The following is a 15,662-nucleotide window of genomic DNA, read 5'->3' on the forward strand; positions in this document are numbered from 1 at the left end:
GAAGGGCATGACAAAGGCACCGATCGCGGGAAACCGCACCGGCCGCAAGCTCGGCCAGCGCGTCAAGAACAAGAAGATGAAGGCATCCTCCCGCCAATGGCTGCAGCGCCACATCAACGATCCCTATGTGCAGCGCGCCCAGCTCGAAGGCTATCGCGCCCGCGCCGCCTTCAAGCTGTTGGAGATCGACGAGAAATACCACATCCTGCGCGGCGCCAGGCGCATCATCGATCTGGGCGCGGCTCCCGGCAGCTGGTCGCAGATCGCCGCCAAGGTTACCGGCTCGACCGATGAGGACGTGCGTGTGGCCGCGATCGATTTCCTCGAAATGGCCCAGCTTCCCGGCGTCAAGATCCTGCAGCTCGATTTCCTCGATCCGAGTGCCCCGGAAAAGCTGATGGAGGCTGTCGGCGGCACGCCCGATCTCGTCATTTCCGATATGGCCGCGCCGACCACCGGCCACCATCGCACCGATCATCTGCGCACCATGCATCTGTGCGAGGTCGCTGCCCATTTCGCCATCGAGGTGCTGGGGGAGGGCGGACATTTCCTCACCAAGACCTTCCAGGGCGGCACCGAGCGCGATCTGCTCGCCATGCTGAAGCAGAACTTCCGCCAGGTCGTCCACGTCAAGCCGAACTCCTCGCGTGCCGAATCGGTCGAGATGTTCCTGCTCGCCAAGGGATTCAAAGGCCGCAAGGCGGAAGCTGACGCAGAGCAGGCTTGATCTCGGGCAGATCCCGGCAGATGATGACGTCCCATGCTTCTTTACGTCACGCTCGGAACCAACGACCTTGACCGCGCAGGGCATTTTTATGATGCCGTTCTGCCCGTGCTCGGCTATCGCCGCCAACATTATTCGCAGGACGAGATCGGCTATTCGGCCGAGGGCGATACGCGCTGCCGCTTCTGGGTGGTGACGCCCTTCAACCGCCGCCGGGCGACTGCGGGCAATGGCGCCATGGTCGCGTTTGCGGCCGGAACGCGGGCGGCCGTCGATGCTTTCCATGCGGCGGCAATCGCGGCAGGCGCCGCCGATGAAGGCGGGCCGGGTCTGCGTCCCTACCATGCCCATTTCTATGCCGCCTATATTAGAGATCTCGATGGCAACAAACTCTCTGCCGTCTGCGAGAGCCCTGAATAGGGAACTCATTTCACTGCTTGCTGCTCGGCCTCGATCGCAGATGCCGTCACGCGTCTCGAGCGGTGGCCGGAAACGAGCGCGCCGGCGTTACGGTCCATGCGGATGAAGGGAATGGTGGCAATCACCGTCAGCCCGGCGATGATGTAGAAGGCGAGGTGGAAATCGGCGACATCAAGCGGCTCGCCTCTGAAATAGATCGAGCTTTCCAGGATCGCGGCCGCCACCGCGACGCCGAGCGCCAGGCTGATCTGCTGCATCACCGAGCTCATCGATGTCGCTTGGCTCGCCTGCGCATCGTCGATGTCGGCGAAGGCAAGTGCATTGACGCCGGTGAACATGAAGGAGCGGGAGAAGCCGCCGAGCAGCAGCACGCTGATGATCACGAGATGCGGCGTTGCCGGCGTGAAGAAGCCGGTGATGACGGTCACAAGCGTCGTCACCATGGCGGCGCTGACCAATGTCGTGCGAAAGCCGGTGGCCGCGAAAACGCGCTTGGCCATGAATTTCGTGGTGATCGCCCCGATCGCCCCGGCAAAGGTAATGAGGCCGGATTGGAACGGCGTCAGCCCGAAGCCGAGCTGCAGCATCAGGGGTGTCAGGAACGGCATGGCGCCGACGCAGATTCGAAAGAGATTGCCGCCCATGGTCGAAGCCCGGAACGTCGGATTTTTGAACAGGTTGAGGTTGAGGATCGGCGCTGGGTGGCGCTTCGCATGGCTGATATAGAGGACGCCGCAGGCAAGGCCGATCAAGGTCGCGGTGATGCCGATGATCGGCGGCAGGGCCGGCAGGCTGACCACCGACAGGCCGAAGACGACACCCGCGGCTGAAAGCGAGGTGAGCACGAAGCCGGTGAAGTCGAGCTTCGGCGGCGCCATCGCCTCCACCTCCGGCAGGAAGATCGTCGCAAGCCAGATGCCGATGATGCCGACCGGCACGTTGATCAGGAAGATCCAATGCCAGCTGAAATAGGTGGTGATGAAGCCGCCGAGCGGCGGACCGGTGAGCGGGCCGACAAGGGCGGGAATGGTGAGCAGCGCCATGGCCGAGACGAGGTCGCTGCGCTGCGTGGTGCGCACCAGGACGAGACGGCCGACCGGCGTCATCATCGCGCCGCCCATGCCTTGCAAGAAGCGAGCGAAGACGAATTCGACGAGATTGGAGGAGACGGCGCAGAAGATGGAACCGATGACGAAAACCGAGATGGCAAGGCGGAAGATCTTCTTGGCGCCGAACCTGTCGGCCATCCAGCCGCTGACCGGGATGAACACCGCCAGCGCCACCATGTAGGAGGTCAGCGCCAGCTTCAGCGTGATCGGCCCGACATCGAGATCCCTGGCAATTGCCGGCAGCGCAGTCGAAATCACGGTGGAGTCCATCTGCTCCATGAAGAGAGCGACGGCAAGGATCAGCGGGACGATTCGGTTCATGGGCGGGAGCCTTGATAGGCTGCGGATCGGAGCAGGAAAGGCATTTGCTGTGTAGACCCACTTCCCGGACCTGCCAATCCTTCAATCTGCTTCGATGGCACGTTTGGTTCACGTCTGCGTGAGATGGCTTGCCCGACATCCTTCCCTATCAAGATTGACCTATGTTCACCTCGCCCGACGCAGGAAATCCGGGCGGGCATATCGTCGGGGGCAGCGCAATGACACCGCGCATCGGGAGTGGATATGGCAATTTCAACGCCAATAAAGCGGCGCACGTTTTTTTGCCGCAGGCCTCGGGCTGATGGCGGCGCCGGTGATTTTAAGAGAGAAGGCCGTGGCGGCCGCGACTGGAGAAAGCAGCAATATGAATGCAGTGCCTTTGCCCGAGATCGATCAATTCAAGCTCGGTTCCCATAAATTCACCGTGGTGCGCGATGGCATCAACATCTCCGAAAAACCCTATGAAACCTACGGCACCAATCAGGATCCCGAAACGGTCAAGGCATTGCTGACCGCAAACTTCCTGCCTGCCGACAAGATCCTGAGCGGCTATACGCCTGCCCTCATCGATACCGGCTCGGATGTCATTCTTGTCGATACCGGTTTCGGTGCAGCAGGGCGGGCGCGCGGCGCCGGCCGGCTTGCCGAAGGCCTGAAAACTGCAGGATACTCGGCGGACGACGTCACCCTCGTGGCGCTCACCCATCTGCACGGCGATCATATCGGCGGTCTGATGGAAAATGGCGCAGCCGCCTTCAAGAATGCCCGCTATGTCATCGGCCAGGCCGAATATGATTTCTGGTCGAACAAATCACGCGAAGGCACGCCCGCCGAAGGCGGCCACAAGGCCGTGCTCGCCAACGTGACGCCGCTCGTCGAAAAAGCCACCTTCATCAAGGACGGGGACAGCGTTGCACCCGGCATGACAGCGATGCTGGCCGCCGGGCACAGCCCGGGCCATATGGTGTTCCATGTGGAATCCGAGGGCAAGCGCCTGGTGCTGACCGGCGATACGGCCAACCACTATATTCTGTCGCTGCTGCGCCCGGATTGGGAAGTGCGCTTCGATATGGACAAGGCGCAGGCGGCAGCCAGCCGCCGCAAGGTTTTCGACATGATCGCGACCGACAAGATCGCCTTCCTCGGCTATCACATGCCGTTCCCCGCGGTCGGTTTCGCCGAGAAGCAGGATGGCGGTTACCGCTTCGTGCCGAAGACCTATCAGTTCGACATTTGATCTACGCATGTCGCCCGGAAGTGTGCAGCGGTTCCGGGATAACGACATGCGTAAAAACAAAGAGCTAAAGCGCATCGCATGAATGAAGTTTGACGCGATGCGCTTTTGATGCATGGCTCCCATGACGAGCCCCGGCGGCCACGCCGGGCTTTTTGCTATTTCCTTCCTGTCATAGACGTGTTACCAGCCCTCGCCAACTTCCAAGCAACTCATGCACACCGCCGGGGCGGACGATTCGTTTCCGGGCCGGGTTGCATTTTCTTAACTGAAGGAATTTGGCCATGGCCCGCATCATTGAAACGGCAACCGGCGCGGACGCGCTTACCTTCGACGACGTGCTGCTGCAGCCCGGCCATTCCGAGGTCATGCCCGGCCAGACGAATATCGCCACCCGCATCGCTCGCGACTTCGATCTCAACATTCCGATCCTCTCTTCGGCCATGGATACCGTCACCGAAAGCCGGCTGGCGATCGCCATGGCCCAGGCCGGCGGCCTCGGCGTCATTCACCGCAACCTGACGCCGATCGAGCAGGCCGAAGAGGTCCGCCAGGTGAAGAAGTTCGAAAGCGGCATGGTCGTCAATCCGGTCACCATCGGCCCGGAAGCGAAGCTTGCCGAAGCGCTCTCCCTGATGAAGTCGCATGGCATTTCCGGCATCCCGGTCGTCGAGAAGTCGGGCCGCCTCGTCGGCATCCTCACCAACCGCGACGTCCGCTTCGCCTCCGATCCGGAGCAGAAGATCCATGAGTTGATGACCAAGGACAACCTGGTCACCGTCAAGGAAAACGTCGATCAGCAGGAGGCCAAGCGCCTGCTGCACTCGCACCGCATCGAGAAGCTGCTGGTCGTCGATGCCGAAGGCCGCTGTGTCGGTCTCATCACCGTCAAGGATATCGAGAAGTCGCAGCTGAACCCGAACGCCTCCAAGGATGCCCAGGGCAGGCTTCGCGCCGCCGCCGCCATCAGCGTCGGCGATGACGGCTTCGAGCGCGCCGAGCGCCTGATCGAGGCAGGCGTCGACCTCCTGGTCGTCGATACCGCCCACGGCCATTCGCAGCGCGTTCTCGATGCCGTCGCCCGCGTCAAGAAGCTTTCCAACTCGGTGCGCATCATGGCCGGCAACGTGGCCACCTATGACGGCACCCGAGCGCTGATCGATGCCGGCGCCGATGCCGTCAAGGTCGGTATCGGCCCGGGCTCGATCTGCACCACGCGCATTGTCGCCGGCGTCGGCGTTCCCCAGCTCGCCGCCATTATGTCGGCCGTCCAGGCCGCCCAGGATCAGGATGTGCCCGTGATCGCCGACGGCGGCATCAAATTCTCCGGCGACCTTGCCAAGGCGATCGCCGCCGGTGCCTCCGCCGTCATGATCGGCTCGCTGCTCGCCGGCACTGATGAGAGCCCGGGCGAGGTCTATCTCTACCAGGGCCGTTCCTTCAAGGCCTATCGTGGCATGGGCTCCGTCGGCGCCATGGCCCGTGGCTCGGCCGATCGCTATTTCCAGGCCGAGGTGCGCGACACGCTGAAGCTCGTCCCGGAGGGCATCGAGGGTCAGGTGCCTTACAAGGGACCGGTCTCGGCCGTCGTCCACCAGCTCGCCGGCGGCCTCAAGGCGGCCATGGGTTATGTCGGCGGCAAGGACCTGAAGGATTTCCAGGAGCGCGCCACCTTCGTGCGCATCTCCGGCGCCGGGCTTCGCGAAAGCCACGCCCATGACGTGACGATCACCCGCGAGAGCCCGAACTATCCGGGCGCCGGCCTCTGATCATGAAGGCGGGCAGCGCAATTCCCCTCTGGACCGTCGCGCTGCTCGCCGCCCTCTGCCTTGCCGTGCTCGCCTGGACGACCTTCGGCTTCGTCGTGCCCTTCAAGCACGAAACCGGGCAGGCGGTGCTCGACACCTATTTCGCCGGCTACGACGAATCGGCCGTCTTCCACATGCAGAAGCTGCTCGATGAGAACGAGACGGCAGCCAAGTTGCTCAACGCCATGTATTTCGGGCCGGAGCTGATCTTTCCGGCATTGCTGACGGCACTGCTGTTCCTTGTTTTCCTCAGGCTTGGCCCCATAGGCTCGTGGTTCGGCCGGCCGCTTCATCCGCTCATAGCCAAGGCAATCTATCTGCTGCCTTTCATCTACGGCATCTCCGACTACGGCGAGAACATTTCCAGCCTGATCGCCTTCGGCAACGGCGCGTCCGCAGGCCTTGCAATGCACCTGCTGCCATGGATGACGCGGTTGAAATTCGCAAGTCTCGCTATCTGCTTCATCGTCGCCACCCGGCTTGTCATCGCCCGTTGGCTCTCTCCGGGCGAAGAGTGAGGGGCTTGCGCCCTCTGTCTCTGCGATTTAAGGCCGCGTGGTATCCAGTTCCGCTTTCGGCTATTGCTCGAAAGATTGCAAATGCGGAAAGGACTTAACGAGGCATATGACCGGCTATCAAATCTTCTGGCCACTCCTCGCCCATGTGGCCCTGGTCTATGGTCTTTATGCGCTTCTGGGCATGCGGCGCGCGAAAATGGTCCGCGCCGGCAAGATAGAGCAATTGGATTATCGCGAAAATCGTGACGAACCCGCCGAAAGCCTTGTGGTCAAGAACTGCCTCGCCAACCAGTTCGAATTGCCTGTGCTCTTCTATGCCTGCTGTGTTCTTCTCTATGTCACCGAGGCCGACAATCTTGTCTCCGTCTGCCTCGCCTGGGTCTTCGTCGCCCTGCGTTATGCCCATGCCGCCGTTCACGTCACCAGCAATGATCTCCGCTATCGCAGCCCGATCTTCGCTGCCGGTTATCTGGTGCTTGCAGCCATGTGGGGTTGGCTCGCCATCTGGATGGCGGTGGGCTGACGCTGATGTGCGCAGGCAGCAGCTCACTGGATTTTACAACCAGTTGACGTTTTTCGCGTGCCAGTCAATCAGAGTAATGTGATCCAGAAGCCCGATTTTCCAGACGTTTGCCGATCGTTAAAATGCGAGCTTTTCCATTTACTGCTGATGAAGGCCTGCATGTCATATCCGCTCGACGCGGTGGTGGCAGATAGCCTCCGCCGCGAAACAATAAGAATGGGAACGACATGGGCGCGGAAAGCATGGATCGCATCGGCTTGCGCAGGAAGCCGAAGCAGGAGCGTAGCATCCAGAGGCTGGATCTTATCCTCGCTGCCGCCGCCAAAATAATCGCCCAAAAGGGCGTCAGCGCCATGCGGATGACGGAGCTCGCGATCGCCGCCAAGGTGCCGATCGGCTCGGTTTACCAGTATTTCCCGGAGAAGGCGGCGATCGTCAAAGCCCTGTTCGACCAGCACGCTTCGGCGATCCAGGCGAAGACGGCGGCGATGTTCAGCGACGTGCAGTCACTCGACCAGGCCCTCGATGTCGTCTGCGCCACCATCGACTGGTACTACGAATCCTATCGCGACGATCCCGTCTATCTCGGCGTCTGGATGGGAACCGAGACCGAGCAGGATCTGCTTCGGCTGAATATCGAGCATAGCAGTCGCGTCGCCGATATCTTCGATGACACTGTACGCAGGTTGGCTCCCGACCTTTGCGACGAGGAAATGTTCGCGCGCACTTACCTATTCAGCCACCTGATCGGCGCCGTCATCCGGCTTGCCGCCGTCAGCGAGGAGACCATAGCGCGGCGCATGCTCGGCGAGTGGAAACGCGTCATCCGCGCCTCCCTTTTTGCCGCGAGCGCGTCGAGCGCCGCTTAGAGCCTTTCCTACCAGCTCGGCACCATATTGGCAGCCTTCAGCCGCGGATAAAGGCGCGCCTGGGCGGATTTGACCTCCGCGTCCAGGCCGTCGTCGACGACAGCCGGCGTGATGTTGTCGAGGCATGCAGTGATATGGGCCGTGATTGCGTTCATCAGCGACAGCGAGACGCCCGGCCGCTTCATGATGCCGATCTGCACCGGCGGCAGCGCCGGGAAACCGTCGGCCTGGCTCAGCACCTTCATGCCCGTGCGCAGCGCCGATTCCGGCATCACCGACACCGCCATGCCGGCAAGCACGGCCGCAGCGACGACGGTGCAGGACCAGCTGGTGAAGAGGATCTGGTGCTCGCGCCCGACGGCATCGAGCGCCGAGCAGGCGAGCTGGCGCCACTGGCAGTCGCGGCGGCCGACGGCAAGCGGCACCGGTGCGTCGTCGCGGATCGGATGGTTGGCCGAGCCGACCCAGCAGAGCGGCTCGGTTCTCACCACATCGGACATGCGCTCGCGCGGATTGTGGGTGACAAGGGCGATATCGAGCTCGCCCTTGTGCATGCGCTCGGCAAGGTCCATCGACGGTTCGCAGACGATGTAAAGCTCGACATTCGGATGCGTCTTGGCAAAACGGCCGATGATTTCAGGCATATAGCGGTCGGCGTAATCGTCCGGCGTGCCGATGCGCAGCGTCCCCTCCAGCCTGTTGTCGTCAAAGGCGGCGATCGCCTCATTGTTGAGGCGGATGATGCGCCGGGCGTAATTGAGCAGTTTTTCACCCTCGACCGTCAGCCGGTTGCCGCGGCCGTCCTTGATGAACAGCTGCTTGCCGATGCGCTCTTCGAGACGGCGCATCTGCATGGAGACGGCGGATTGGGTCTTGTAGACCCTGTCGGCGGCCTTGGTGAAGCTGCCGGAATCGACGATGGCGATGAAAGTCTGCAACTGGTCGAGATCAAGAGGCGCGGACATGGGTTCACCTATAAAGATAGCTGATGATAATCATTAGAAACATTCGTTGGACTGATCAATAGGTCTTTGGCATCTTCGGGGTGCAAATCAAGCAAAGTGAAGGGCAGACACCCTGCCTGCCCAAGCAGAATTCAGCCTTATCCCCTCTCGCACGACCTCGCGGGAGGGGTGGGTTGTTGCGTGCCCGAGAAAGGAGAGTTCGATGCACACGACAGACCGAACACTAGAACTCGACTGCAGCAAGCTGACCCCGACGCTTTTCCAGCGTCTGGTGGCAGGCCTCGCTCCGCTGGTCTCCCTCTTTCGCGGGTTTCGCAATCGAATGGAGGTCAACGGGCTGCATGATCTGAACGACAGTCAGCTGAGGGATATCGGCCTCACCAGGGCCGACCTGACCTCGGCGTTCCTGGCCTCGACCTTTTTCGAGGATCCGTCGGAACATCTGACGCGCTCGGCGCGCAATCGCTGGCGCCTGCAGTTCTTCCGCTCCTGCGACGAGTAGGAGCGCGAGTTTCCCCGCAGGGTGATAGCCAATAGCCCTGCCGCTTGACCCGGTGATCGGCTTTCCCAGCCATCGCCGGGTCTTTTTATGTCTTGGTGTCAGGAGAGGGCTTCGGCCGGTAGGTTTCGAAAATCGCTTCCAGGTTTCTCTGGTAGCTCTTCTGCACTTCGAGCCCGCTGTCGAACATGGCGTTCAGCATGCCGGTATAGCTCTCGGCAGCGGCTTTCGCCTCTTCCTCTGGCGCTTCCGGCGTCTTGGCCGCCGATTGCTTGGCCACTGGTTGTTTGGCCGCCGGCTGCTGGAGCCCGGTCATCATCTCCTGGAAAGCCTTGGCGAAGGGATTGTCGAGGAAGGGATTCGGCTGCGGCGCCGGTTCCTGTTTCGGCACCGAGAACATCAGCTGCATCGCCTGTGTGAAGGGATTGTCAAAGATGTTCGGTTCCGGTGCCGCCTTCGGCTTCGGCGCAAAGCCGGTGCTCTCGAGCCATTTCTGAATGGTCTCGCCCATTGCTGTGTTGACAAAGGGGTTGACCGGCGAAGCCATCTGGCCGGTCGTCTGTTTGAACAGGCCGCCCATCAGTGTGTCGGCCAGCACCGGCAGCATCTGCTTGTAAATATCCTGGCCGATGCCGGTCATCTGCGCCGCCTGGGCGGCAACCGCACGCGAAACCTCTTTCGAGCCGAACAGCTGGGCAAGAATGTTGTTGCCGTCGGAAATGCCCTCCGGCGTGAAGGCTCGGCTCATATCCTCGAAATATCGCGCATAATTGCCGGAGGCGACGGCCTGCATCAGCCCGACGAAATCGTAAGGATTGCTGGTGCTGCGCTTCAGGCCGGCGGAGAAGGCCGGCATCAGCGCCGCCATGGCCTTGGTCGCCTGTTCCTGCGCCAGGTTGAATTGCCGGGCGACCGCCTCCATCGCCGCGCCGTTCTGCGCCTGCATCATCATGTCGAAGAGTGGCAGCATGGAGGTCCCTTTCCCCGAGTCGTGACGCGTTTTGACGTCACTATATCCGGAAATGGTAATGCGCAAACGGCTTTTTGACAGAGGGGCTTAGGACGATCTCAGTACTGATAGTCCTCGAAGACCGGTTCGACGGAACCCTGCCAGCGGCCGTGATAGAGCGAAAGCAGATCCTCGGCCAGCGTCGCCTTCTTGGCAAGCACCTCGTCGAGCGGCGCAAGGAAGATGCTCTCGTCCTGGCCTTCGCCGTTGAGCTTGCCGCGCGCTTTGAGGCCGGCCTTCGATATGCCGACCACCTCGCGGGCCATCTCGAGAAGCGAGTGCCCGCGAAACTCAGCCTGCAACCCTTCCGCCGGAACGGCGTTGCGCAGGGCGCTGACCTCGGCAAAGCTCCAATCCTTGGTCAGCTCGTCGGCTGCCTCGAGCGCCGCATCTTCATAGAGCAGGCCGACCCAGAAGGCCGGCAAGGCGCAGATGCGCCGCCAGGGGCCGCCATCGGCACCACGCATTTCGAGGAAACGCTTCAGCCGCACGTCGGGGAAGAGCGTCGAAAGATGGTTCGTCCAGTCGCCCATCGTCGGCGAGGGATCGGCGACCTCGCCCTTCAAGGCGCCGTTCATGAACTGGCGGAAGGTGACGTGCGTACAGTCGTGATAGCGCCCGTCGCGGACGATGAAATACATCGGCACGTCGAGCGCCCATTCGGCATAGTCGCGGAAGCCGAAATCGTCGCGGAAGGTGAAGTCGAGCAGGCCGGAGCGCTGGTTGTCGACATCGCGCCAGATATCGCCGCGCCAGGAGAGCAAACCGTTCGGCTTGCCTTCGGTGAAGGGCGAGGAGGCAAAGAGCGCGGTCGCCAGCGATTGCAGCTTCATCGAGACACGCATCTTCTTGCGCATGTCGGCTTCCGAGGAGAAATCGAGATTCACCTGGATCGTGCAGGTGCGGTACATCATGTCGAGGCCCTTGGTGCCGACCTTCGGCATATAGCGGGTCATGATCTCGTAGCGCGATTTCGGCATTTGCGGGGTTTGCGCATAGGTCCATTTCGGACTGCCTCCGATCCCGAGGAAACGGATGCCCATCGGTTCGGCGATCTCGCGCAACGTCGCCAGGTGCTGGTTCGATTCCCTGCAGGTCTGATGGATCGTTTCCAGCGGTGCGCCGGAGAGTTCGAACTGACCGCCGGGTTCGATCGAGATCGCGCCCATGCCGTTCTGTTCGGCAAGGCCGATGATGTTGCCGCCGTCCAGGATCGGCTCCCAGCCGCTCTTTTTCTGCAGGCCGGTAAGCAGGGCGGAGATGCTGGCATCGCCGAAATAGGGAACCGGGCTGTTGTCGGCGCGGAAGAAGGCGAACTTCTCATGTTCGGTGCCGATCCGGAAGCGCTCCCGCGGCTTGTTGCCCGCGGCGATGTAATCGGTCAATTCCTGGACCGAAGAGAGCGGCGTCTGGTCGGTGGTGTCGCGGGCCATGCGGGGTACCTGTATTCGAAAGGCGCCCAGGGGGCCGGGCAATTGGAAGGTGATTAGGACCCAAGCCACGTATGTTGCAAGTGAAATTCTTTCAACGACGCATCAAAAAAACAGCAGTGATTTCCGCGTCAACCCGTTTTCGCAGTCACGCCCAGTCGCCGATCGTCGCCTGGACCACCGCCAGCGCCGCAACGGCCGCCGTATCGGCCCTGAGGATGCGCGGCCCGAGCGGAATGGCGGTGACGAAGTCGAGGCTTCGAAGCCGCGCCCGTTCCTCTTCCGAAAAGCCGCCTTCCGGCCCGACGAGCAGAGCGAGATGGCGTTCCTGGATGGCAGACAGCACCGGCAGCGGGTTTTGCCCGGCATCGCCCTCGTCGCAATAGATGATGCGCCGCTCGCTCGGCCAATGGTCGAGCAGATCGGAAAGTCTCACCGGTTCGGCCACGGCAGGGATGCCGAGAACGCCGCATTGCTCCGCCGCCTCGACGACATTGGCCCGCAGCTTGTCGAGATTGGTGATTTTGCCCTGCACGTGCTGGGTCATGACTGGCTGCAGCAGGCCTGCTCCCATTTCGACCGCCTTCTGCACCAGATAATCCATGCGCCCGATTTTGAGCGGCGCGAAGAGATAATGCAGGTCGCAAGGCGCCGGCTGTGGCCGTGTCGCTTCGATTGCCGTCAGCAGGATGCGTTTGCGCGTGGGGAAGGAGAGGGAGGCCTTCCACTCGCCGTCACGGCCGTTGAAGAGCAGGATCTCCGCGCCATCCCCCATTCTGAGCACGTTGGCGAGATAGTTGAACTGATCGGCATTCGCCTCGATGGCGGCGCCGGCAGAAAGCGGCGCATCGACGAAAAGCCGTTGCATGCGGAAATTGGCGCGCATTCAAAAACCCGAGGTGTCAGACAAAGAGCGCGAACATAACCCAATAAATCATCGCCGCAAGCGCTCCCGAAACCGGTACAGTGATGATCCAGGCCGCGATGATCGTCATGAAATGCGAGCGGCGCACGAGATAGCGCCGCCGTCTTTCATGAATGTTCGGCTCCTCCGGTTCATCCAGTTCCCAGCTGTCGGCCTTGCGCCTGATATAGGCGATGCGGCGCTTCGAACGGCGGGTATACCATTCGCGGAAGAAGCCGACGCCGAACACGGCGCCGACGGCGATATGCGTGGTGCTGACCGGCAGGCCGAGCCAGGAGGCGACGATGACGGTGAAAGCGGTCGCCAGTGCGACGCAGTAGGCGCGCATCGGGTTGAGCTTGGTGATCTCCTCGCCGACGAGGCGGATGAGGCGCGGCCCGAACAGCAGCAGGCCGACGGAGATGCCGAGAGCGCCGATCAACATCACCCAGAGGGGTGGATGGCCCACGCCGCCGTCGCCGCCGATGCCGGCCGAATGGACGACTGCCGACAGCGGCCCGACCGCGTTTGAAACGTCGTTTGCGCCATGCGCGAAGGACAGCAGCGCCGCAGAGCCGATCAGCGGCAGCCGGAACAGCGCCCGCAGTGAGCTGTTGCGGTTTTCGAGATCCCGCGCCTGGGCGAGAACGAGCGGCCGAGCCGCAAGCCAGCTGACCAGCCCGATGCCGATGCCGATGAGAATGACGGTCAGGGGCGGGAACCGGCCCGGAGGCGACAGCTGCAGCACCATGTAGGCCATGAAGCCGCCGGCCATCGTCGCGACCAACACCGGCACCCATCGCCGCGCCGCCGCGATCTTGTCGTCGCGATAGATGATCAGGGTCTTGACGAGGTAAAGCAGCCCGGCGGCGATCAGCCCGCCGATCAGCGGCGAGGTGATCCAGCTCGAGGTGATCTCGATCATCACCCGCCAGTTCACCGGCTCCGTCCCGACCGCCGAGATGCCGGCGCCGATCACTGCGCCCACGATCGCATGAGTGGTGGAAACCGGCGCGTTCATCCAGGTTGCGAGATTGATCCAGAGGGCGGCGGCCATCAGCGCCGCCATCATGATCCAGCCGAGTATTGCCTCCGGCACCTCTACGGCATCGACGATGTTGGAGGAGATCGTCTTGACCACCTCGCCGCCGGCGATCGTGGCGCCGAGGACCTCGAAAATCGCGGCGATGACGAGCGCCTGGCCCATCGTCATGGCGCGCGCACCGACGGCCGCACCGACATTGTTGGTCACGTCATTGGCGCCGATATTCATCGCCATGTAGCCGGCAAGAGCCGCTGCCGCCACGACGAGCGTGGCTCCCGGCCGATCGAACACATAGACCCCGGCAAAGAGCATGGTCAGGCCGACGAAGATCAGCCCCAGCCCCGGCGCCACCAGCCGTCGCAACACATGCTTGGCCACATCCTCGACATGAGTGATCTTGTCGAGGTCTTTGTCGAGCGTGCGTTTCGTGAGGACGGCAGGGCGTGGTGGCATTCTTTTTCCCAAGGATGAATCTGCTTCTACGCTGCCTTTCTAGCAGTGCAAGATGGCAGGATTCATTCCGCCGGGATTTGCTTCGCCGCTTTGGCCGAAAGCCTGTCGGTCAGCTTCCGCTTGAAGGCGAGGAACAGGTGGCGCAGCTCCGGTTCGCGCACACGGCCGGCCGCTTCGTCGAACGAAACCCATTCGATGGTGCGTTCACCCTTTTCCTTGAAATTTTTCGCCATGCCGGTGACTTCAAGCGGATAGACTTGCACCTTGCAAGATACACGCACCCCATCCCGGAGCACCTTGGGATAGGTGTAGGCGCCAAGCGTTTCCATTTCGACTGAACCCTTGACGCCGGCTTCTTCCATGGCCTCCTGTGCGGCGACTTCGTGCGCACATTTGCCGTTCATCGGCCAGCCCTTGGGAATGACCCAGCGGCCGGTATCGCGGCTCGTCATCAGGAGAACCTCGAGCTTATCACCGTCCTCCACCCGATAGCAGAGCGCACCATATTGCTGTCGCGGCGGGCGCCGGAACATCAGTTGCACATCGGATGCCAGTCGGGCGAGAAGGGTCAATTGTCGGCTCACCTTTGTCGTTGATGTTAGGAATCGCTCATATACCTTGTATCACGGAAAGCTTGCGCAAGCCAAAATTTGCGGCACGATCCGAGAGCGATTTGTTTCTCCCTGTTTCATAGGGAAATCGAGCTGGGGCAGGCTCGAAAAAACCGTCACCTCCTGTCTCGAACGCGTCGCGTTGCACAGGTGTACAATATGATCCCGCCGTGCCTCCAAATCAATGGCGGGGCCGTTTGTTCCACCGGGATTTCAGATTTGGAGAACCGTGCGTCCCCTCGCCGGTGGCGTGGCCGACATCGACCCAACGTGCAAACGCCCGTCTCGGTCCTTCGCGTTGACGTGAGGTGCTGTCAGCGCTCCCAATAGGGAACCGGCCCGTAAAGCTCGGTGAGATAATCGATGAACAGCCGCACCTTGGCCGGCAGGAACTGTCGGCTGGGATAGACGGCCGAAAGCGTGACATTGTGCGAGCCCTCATAGGCGGGCAGCACCTGCACCAGGCGGCCGGCCTTGAGTTCCTCGCCGATATCCCAGGTGGAGCGCAGCGCGATCCCGAGGCCTGATATGACAGCCTCGCGGATCACCTCGCTGGAATTGGTGATCAGCATGCCGTCGGGCCGCAGGCTGAGGGCGCCATCCGGCCCGGTCAGCCGCCAGGTATCGTTGTTGTGCGCCGGCAGGCAGCGATGGTGTTTCAGGTCGTCGATATGCCTGGGCTCGCCGTGCGCGGCCAGGTAATCCGGCGAAGCGCAGAGCAGCCGGCGCACCGGCGCCAGCCGCCGGGCGACGAGGCTGGAATCGGTCAGTTCGGCAATCCGGATCGCCAGATCGAAACCGCCGCCGATGATGTCGCTGAATTCGTCGGTCAGCACAAGGTTGATCGCAAGCCCCGGGTGCGCCTGCATGAAGGCCGTCAGATGCGGCGCGATATGCATGCGGCCGAACGAGGTCGGCGCCGAGATCTTCAGCGTGCCGTGCATCTGCGCCGAGCGGCCGGAAATGTAGAATTCGGCCTCCTCCAACCCGGCGAGAATGCCGAGAACGCGGTCGTAAAAACCCTGTCCGGCTTCCGTCAGCGAGATCTGCCGCGTCGTGCGCTGCAGAAGCCGGGTGCCGAGCCGGTCCTCCAGCCGCTTGATCCGCTTGGAGACGACGGCCGGGGAAAAGCCGAGCGCCCGCCCGGCCAGCGACATGCTTCCCGTCGAAACGACCTTGGCAAAGATTTCGAGATCGCCCAGATTGGTCATAAGGCTTTC

The 15,662-nt window shown here is 62.0% G+C and carries 15 protein-coding genes and 1 pseudogene; 8 read left to right on the forward strand and 8 right to left on the reverse strand.

Going from position 1 to position 15,662, the window contains the following annotated elements; translation table 11 throughout:
* Positions 1 to 7 precede the first annotated feature (7 nt).
* Both Tal182_RS04110 and Tal182_RS04115 read left to right on the forward strand, forming a co-directional pair.
* Positions 8 to 727, forward strand: coding sequence for an RlmE family RNA methyltransferase (locus tag Tal182_RS04110; protein ID WP_064800779.1), 720 nt, complete (start codon positions 8 to 10; stop codon positions 725 to 727).
* Between the two features lie 33 nt (positions 728 to 760).
* The gene (locus Tal182_RS04115) at positions 761 to 1,144 is read left to right on the forward strand and encodes a VOC family protein (RefSeq protein WP_085858144.1); all 384 of its coding nucleotides are present in this window, start codon (positions 761 to 763) and stop codon (positions 1,142 to 1,144) included.
* A 5-nt stretch (positions 1,145 to 1,149) separates the two neighbouring features.
* On the opposite strand, the gene Tal182_RS04120 is transcribed toward Tal182_RS04115, so the two are convergent.
* Positions 1,150 to 2,574 (reverse strand): DHA2 family efflux MFS transporter permease subunit, encoded by a 1,425-nt coding sequence (locus tag Tal182_RS04120; RefSeq protein ID WP_085858146.1) that lies wholly within the window; start codon positions 2,572 to 2,574, stop codon positions 1,150 to 1,152.
* Positions 2,575 to 2,817: 243 nt separating this feature from the next.
* On the opposite strand from Tal182_RS04120, the pseudogene Tal182_RS04125 reads away from it, so the two are divergent.
* The 5 genes and pseudogenes from Tal182_RS04125 to Tal182_RS04145 all read left to right on the forward strand — a co-directional run bounded on the left by Tal182_RS04125 (position 2,818) and on the right by Tal182_RS04145 (position 7,526).
* Positions 2,818 to 3,811 (forward strand): annotated as a pseudogene (locus tag Tal182_RS04125) (MBL fold metallo-hydrolase).
* Positions 3,812 to 4,092: 281 nt separating this feature from the next.
* On the forward strand, positions 4,093 to 5,577 hold the full coding sequence (gene guaB, locus Tal182_RS04130; RefSeq protein ID WP_064800783.1) for an IMP dehydrogenase: 1,485 nt from the start codon (positions 4,093 to 4,095) through the stop codon (positions 5,575 to 5,577).
* 2 nt (positions 5,578 to 5,579) lie between these two features.
* Positions 5,580 to 6,134 carry a hypothetical protein gene (locus Tal182_RS04135; protein WP_085858148.1) on the forward strand — a complete coding sequence of 185 codons (555 nt, stop codon included), beginning with the start codon at positions 5,580 to 5,582 and terminating at the stop codon, positions 6,132 to 6,134.
* Positions 6,135 to 6,240: 106 nt separating this feature from the next.
* Positions 6,241 to 6,657, forward strand: coding sequence for an MAPEG family protein (locus Tal182_RS04140; protein WP_085858150.1), 417 nt, complete (start codon positions 6,241 to 6,243; stop codon positions 6,655 to 6,657).
* 227 nt (positions 6,658 to 6,884) lie between these two features.
* Positions 6,885 to 7,526, forward strand: a complete 642-nt coding sequence (locus tag Tal182_RS04145; protein ID WP_085858152.1) for a TetR family transcriptional regulator — start codon at positions 6,885 to 6,887, stop codon at positions 7,524 to 7,526.
* A gap of 8 nt (positions 7,527 to 7,534) precedes the next feature.
* On the opposite strand, the gene Tal182_RS04150 is transcribed toward Tal182_RS04145, so the two are convergent.
* On the reverse strand, positions 7,535 to 8,491 hold the full coding sequence (locus Tal182_RS04150) for a LysR substrate-binding domain-containing protein (protein ID WP_085858155.1): 957 nt from the start codon (positions 8,489 to 8,491) through the stop codon (positions 7,535 to 7,537).
* Positions 8,492 to 8,693: 202 nt separating this feature from the next.
* Here Tal182_RS04150 and Tal182_RS04155 point away from each other — a divergent pair, with 202 nt between their 5' ends.
* A complete protein-coding gene (locus Tal182_RS04155; RefSeq protein WP_064800788.1) occupies positions 8,694 to 8,993 on the forward strand; it encodes a DUF1127 domain-containing protein in 300 nt (99 codons plus the stop codon).
* A gap of 85 nt (positions 8,994 to 9,078) precedes the next feature.
* Here the strand turns inward: Tal182_RS04155 and Tal182_RS04160 are convergent, their stop codons facing one another.
* The 6 genes from Tal182_RS04160 to Tal182_RS04185 all read right to left on the reverse strand — a co-directional run bounded on the left by Tal182_RS04160 (position 9,079) and on the right by Tal182_RS04185 (position 15,653).
* Entirely contained in the window at positions 9,079 to 9,960 is an 882-nt protein-coding gene (locus tag Tal182_RS04160; protein ID WP_085858157.1) for a DUF937 domain-containing protein, read from the reverse strand.
* A 98-nt stretch (positions 9,961 to 10,058) separates the two neighbouring features.
* Positions 10,059 to 11,432, reverse strand: coding sequence for a glutamate--cysteine ligase (locus tag Tal182_RS04165; protein ID WP_085858159.1), 1,374 nt, complete (start codon positions 11,430 to 11,432; stop codon positions 10,059 to 10,061).
* A 145-nt stretch (positions 11,433 to 11,577) separates the two neighbouring features.
* Positions 11,578 to 12,315, reverse strand: coding sequence for a 16S rRNA (uracil(1498)-N(3))-methyltransferase (locus tag Tal182_RS04170; RefSeq protein WP_085858161.1), 738 nt, complete (start codon positions 12,313 to 12,315; stop codon positions 11,578 to 11,580).
* Between the two features lie 16 nt (positions 12,316 to 12,331).
* Positions 12,332 to 13,831 carry an inorganic phosphate transporter gene (locus Tal182_RS04175; protein WP_085858163.1) on the reverse strand — a complete coding sequence of 500 codons (1,500 nt, stop codon included), beginning with the start codon at positions 13,829 to 13,831 and terminating at the stop codon, positions 12,332 to 12,334.
* A 62-nt stretch (positions 13,832 to 13,893) separates the two neighbouring features.
* Positions 13,894 to 14,403: an NUDIX hydrolase gene (locus Tal182_RS04180; RefSeq protein WP_085858165.1), complete on the reverse strand. Its 510-nt coding sequence runs from the start codon at positions 14,401 to 14,403 to the stop codon at positions 13,894 to 13,896.
* Between the two features lie 353 nt (positions 14,404 to 14,756).
* Positions 14,757 to 15,653 carry a LysR family transcriptional regulator gene (locus Tal182_RS04185; RefSeq protein WP_085858168.1) on the reverse strand — a complete coding sequence of 299 codons (897 nt, stop codon included), beginning with the start codon at positions 15,651 to 15,653 and terminating at the stop codon, positions 14,757 to 14,759.
* Between the last annotated feature and the right edge of the window lie 9 nt (positions 15,654 to 15,662).

This window comes from Rhizobium sp. TAL182 (genome assembly GCF_002117725.1).
GTDB classification, from domain to species: Bacteria; Pseudomonadota; Alphaproteobacteria; order Rhizobiales; family Rhizobiaceae; genus Rhizobium; species Rhizobium esperanzae.

Excerpts from the sequence above, each read along its gene's own strand:
- Tal182_RS04160 (WP_085858157.1), bottom strand. The coding sequence starts at position 9,960 with ATGCTGCCACTCTTCGACATGATGATGCAGGCGCAGAACGGCGCGGCG.
- Tal182_RS04175 (WP_085858163.1), bottom strand. The coding sequence starts at position 13,831 with ATGCCACCACGCCCTGCCGTCCTCACGAAACGCACGCTCGACAAAGAC.
- Tal182_RS04135 (WP_085858148.1), top strand. The coding sequence starts at position 5,580 with ATGAAGGCGGGCAGCGCAATTCCCCTCTGGACCGTCGCGCTGCTCGCC.
- Tal182_RS04155 (WP_064800788.1), top strand. The coding sequence starts at position 8,694 with ATGCACACGACAGACCGAACACTAGAACTCGACTGCAGCAAGCTGACC.
- Tal182_RS04165 (WP_085858159.1), bottom strand. The coding sequence starts at position 11,432 with ATGGCCCGCGACACCACCGACCAGACGCCGCTCTCTTCGGTCCAGGAA.
- Tal182_RS04170 (WP_085858161.1), bottom strand. The coding sequence starts at position 12,315 with ATGCGCGCCAATTTCCGCATGCAACGGCTTTTCGTCGATGCGCCGCTT.
- guaB (WP_064800783.1), top strand. The coding sequence starts at position 4,093 with ATGGCCCGCATCATTGAAACGGCAACCGGCGCGGACGCGCTTACCTTC.
- Tal182_RS04185 (WP_085858168.1), bottom strand. The coding sequence starts at position 15,653 with ATGACCAATCTGGGCGATCTCGAAATCTTTGCCAAGGTCGTTTCGACG.
- Tal182_RS04120 (WP_085858146.1), bottom strand. The coding sequence starts at position 2,574 with ATGAACCGAATCGTCCCGCTGATCCTTGCCGTCGCTCTCTTCATGGAG.
- Tal182_RS04140 (WP_085858150.1), top strand. The coding sequence starts at position 6,241 with ATGACCGGCTATCAAATCTTCTGGCCACTCCTCGCCCATGTGGCCCTG.
- Tal182_RS04115 (WP_085858144.1), top strand. The coding sequence starts at position 761 with ATGCTTCTTTACGTCACGCTCGGAACCAACGACCTTGACCGCGCAGGG.
- Tal182_RS04110 (WP_064800779.1), top strand. The coding sequence starts at position 8 with ATGACAAAGGCACCGATCGCGGGAAACCGCACCGGCCGCAAGCTCGGC.
- Tal182_RS04145 (WP_085858152.1), top strand. The coding sequence starts at position 6,885 with ATGGGCGCGGAAAGCATGGATCGCATCGGCTTGCGCAGGAAGCCGAAG.
- Tal182_RS04150 (WP_085858155.1), bottom strand. The coding sequence starts at position 8,491 with ATGTCCGCGCCTCTTGATCTCGACCAGTTGCAGACTTTCATCGCCATC.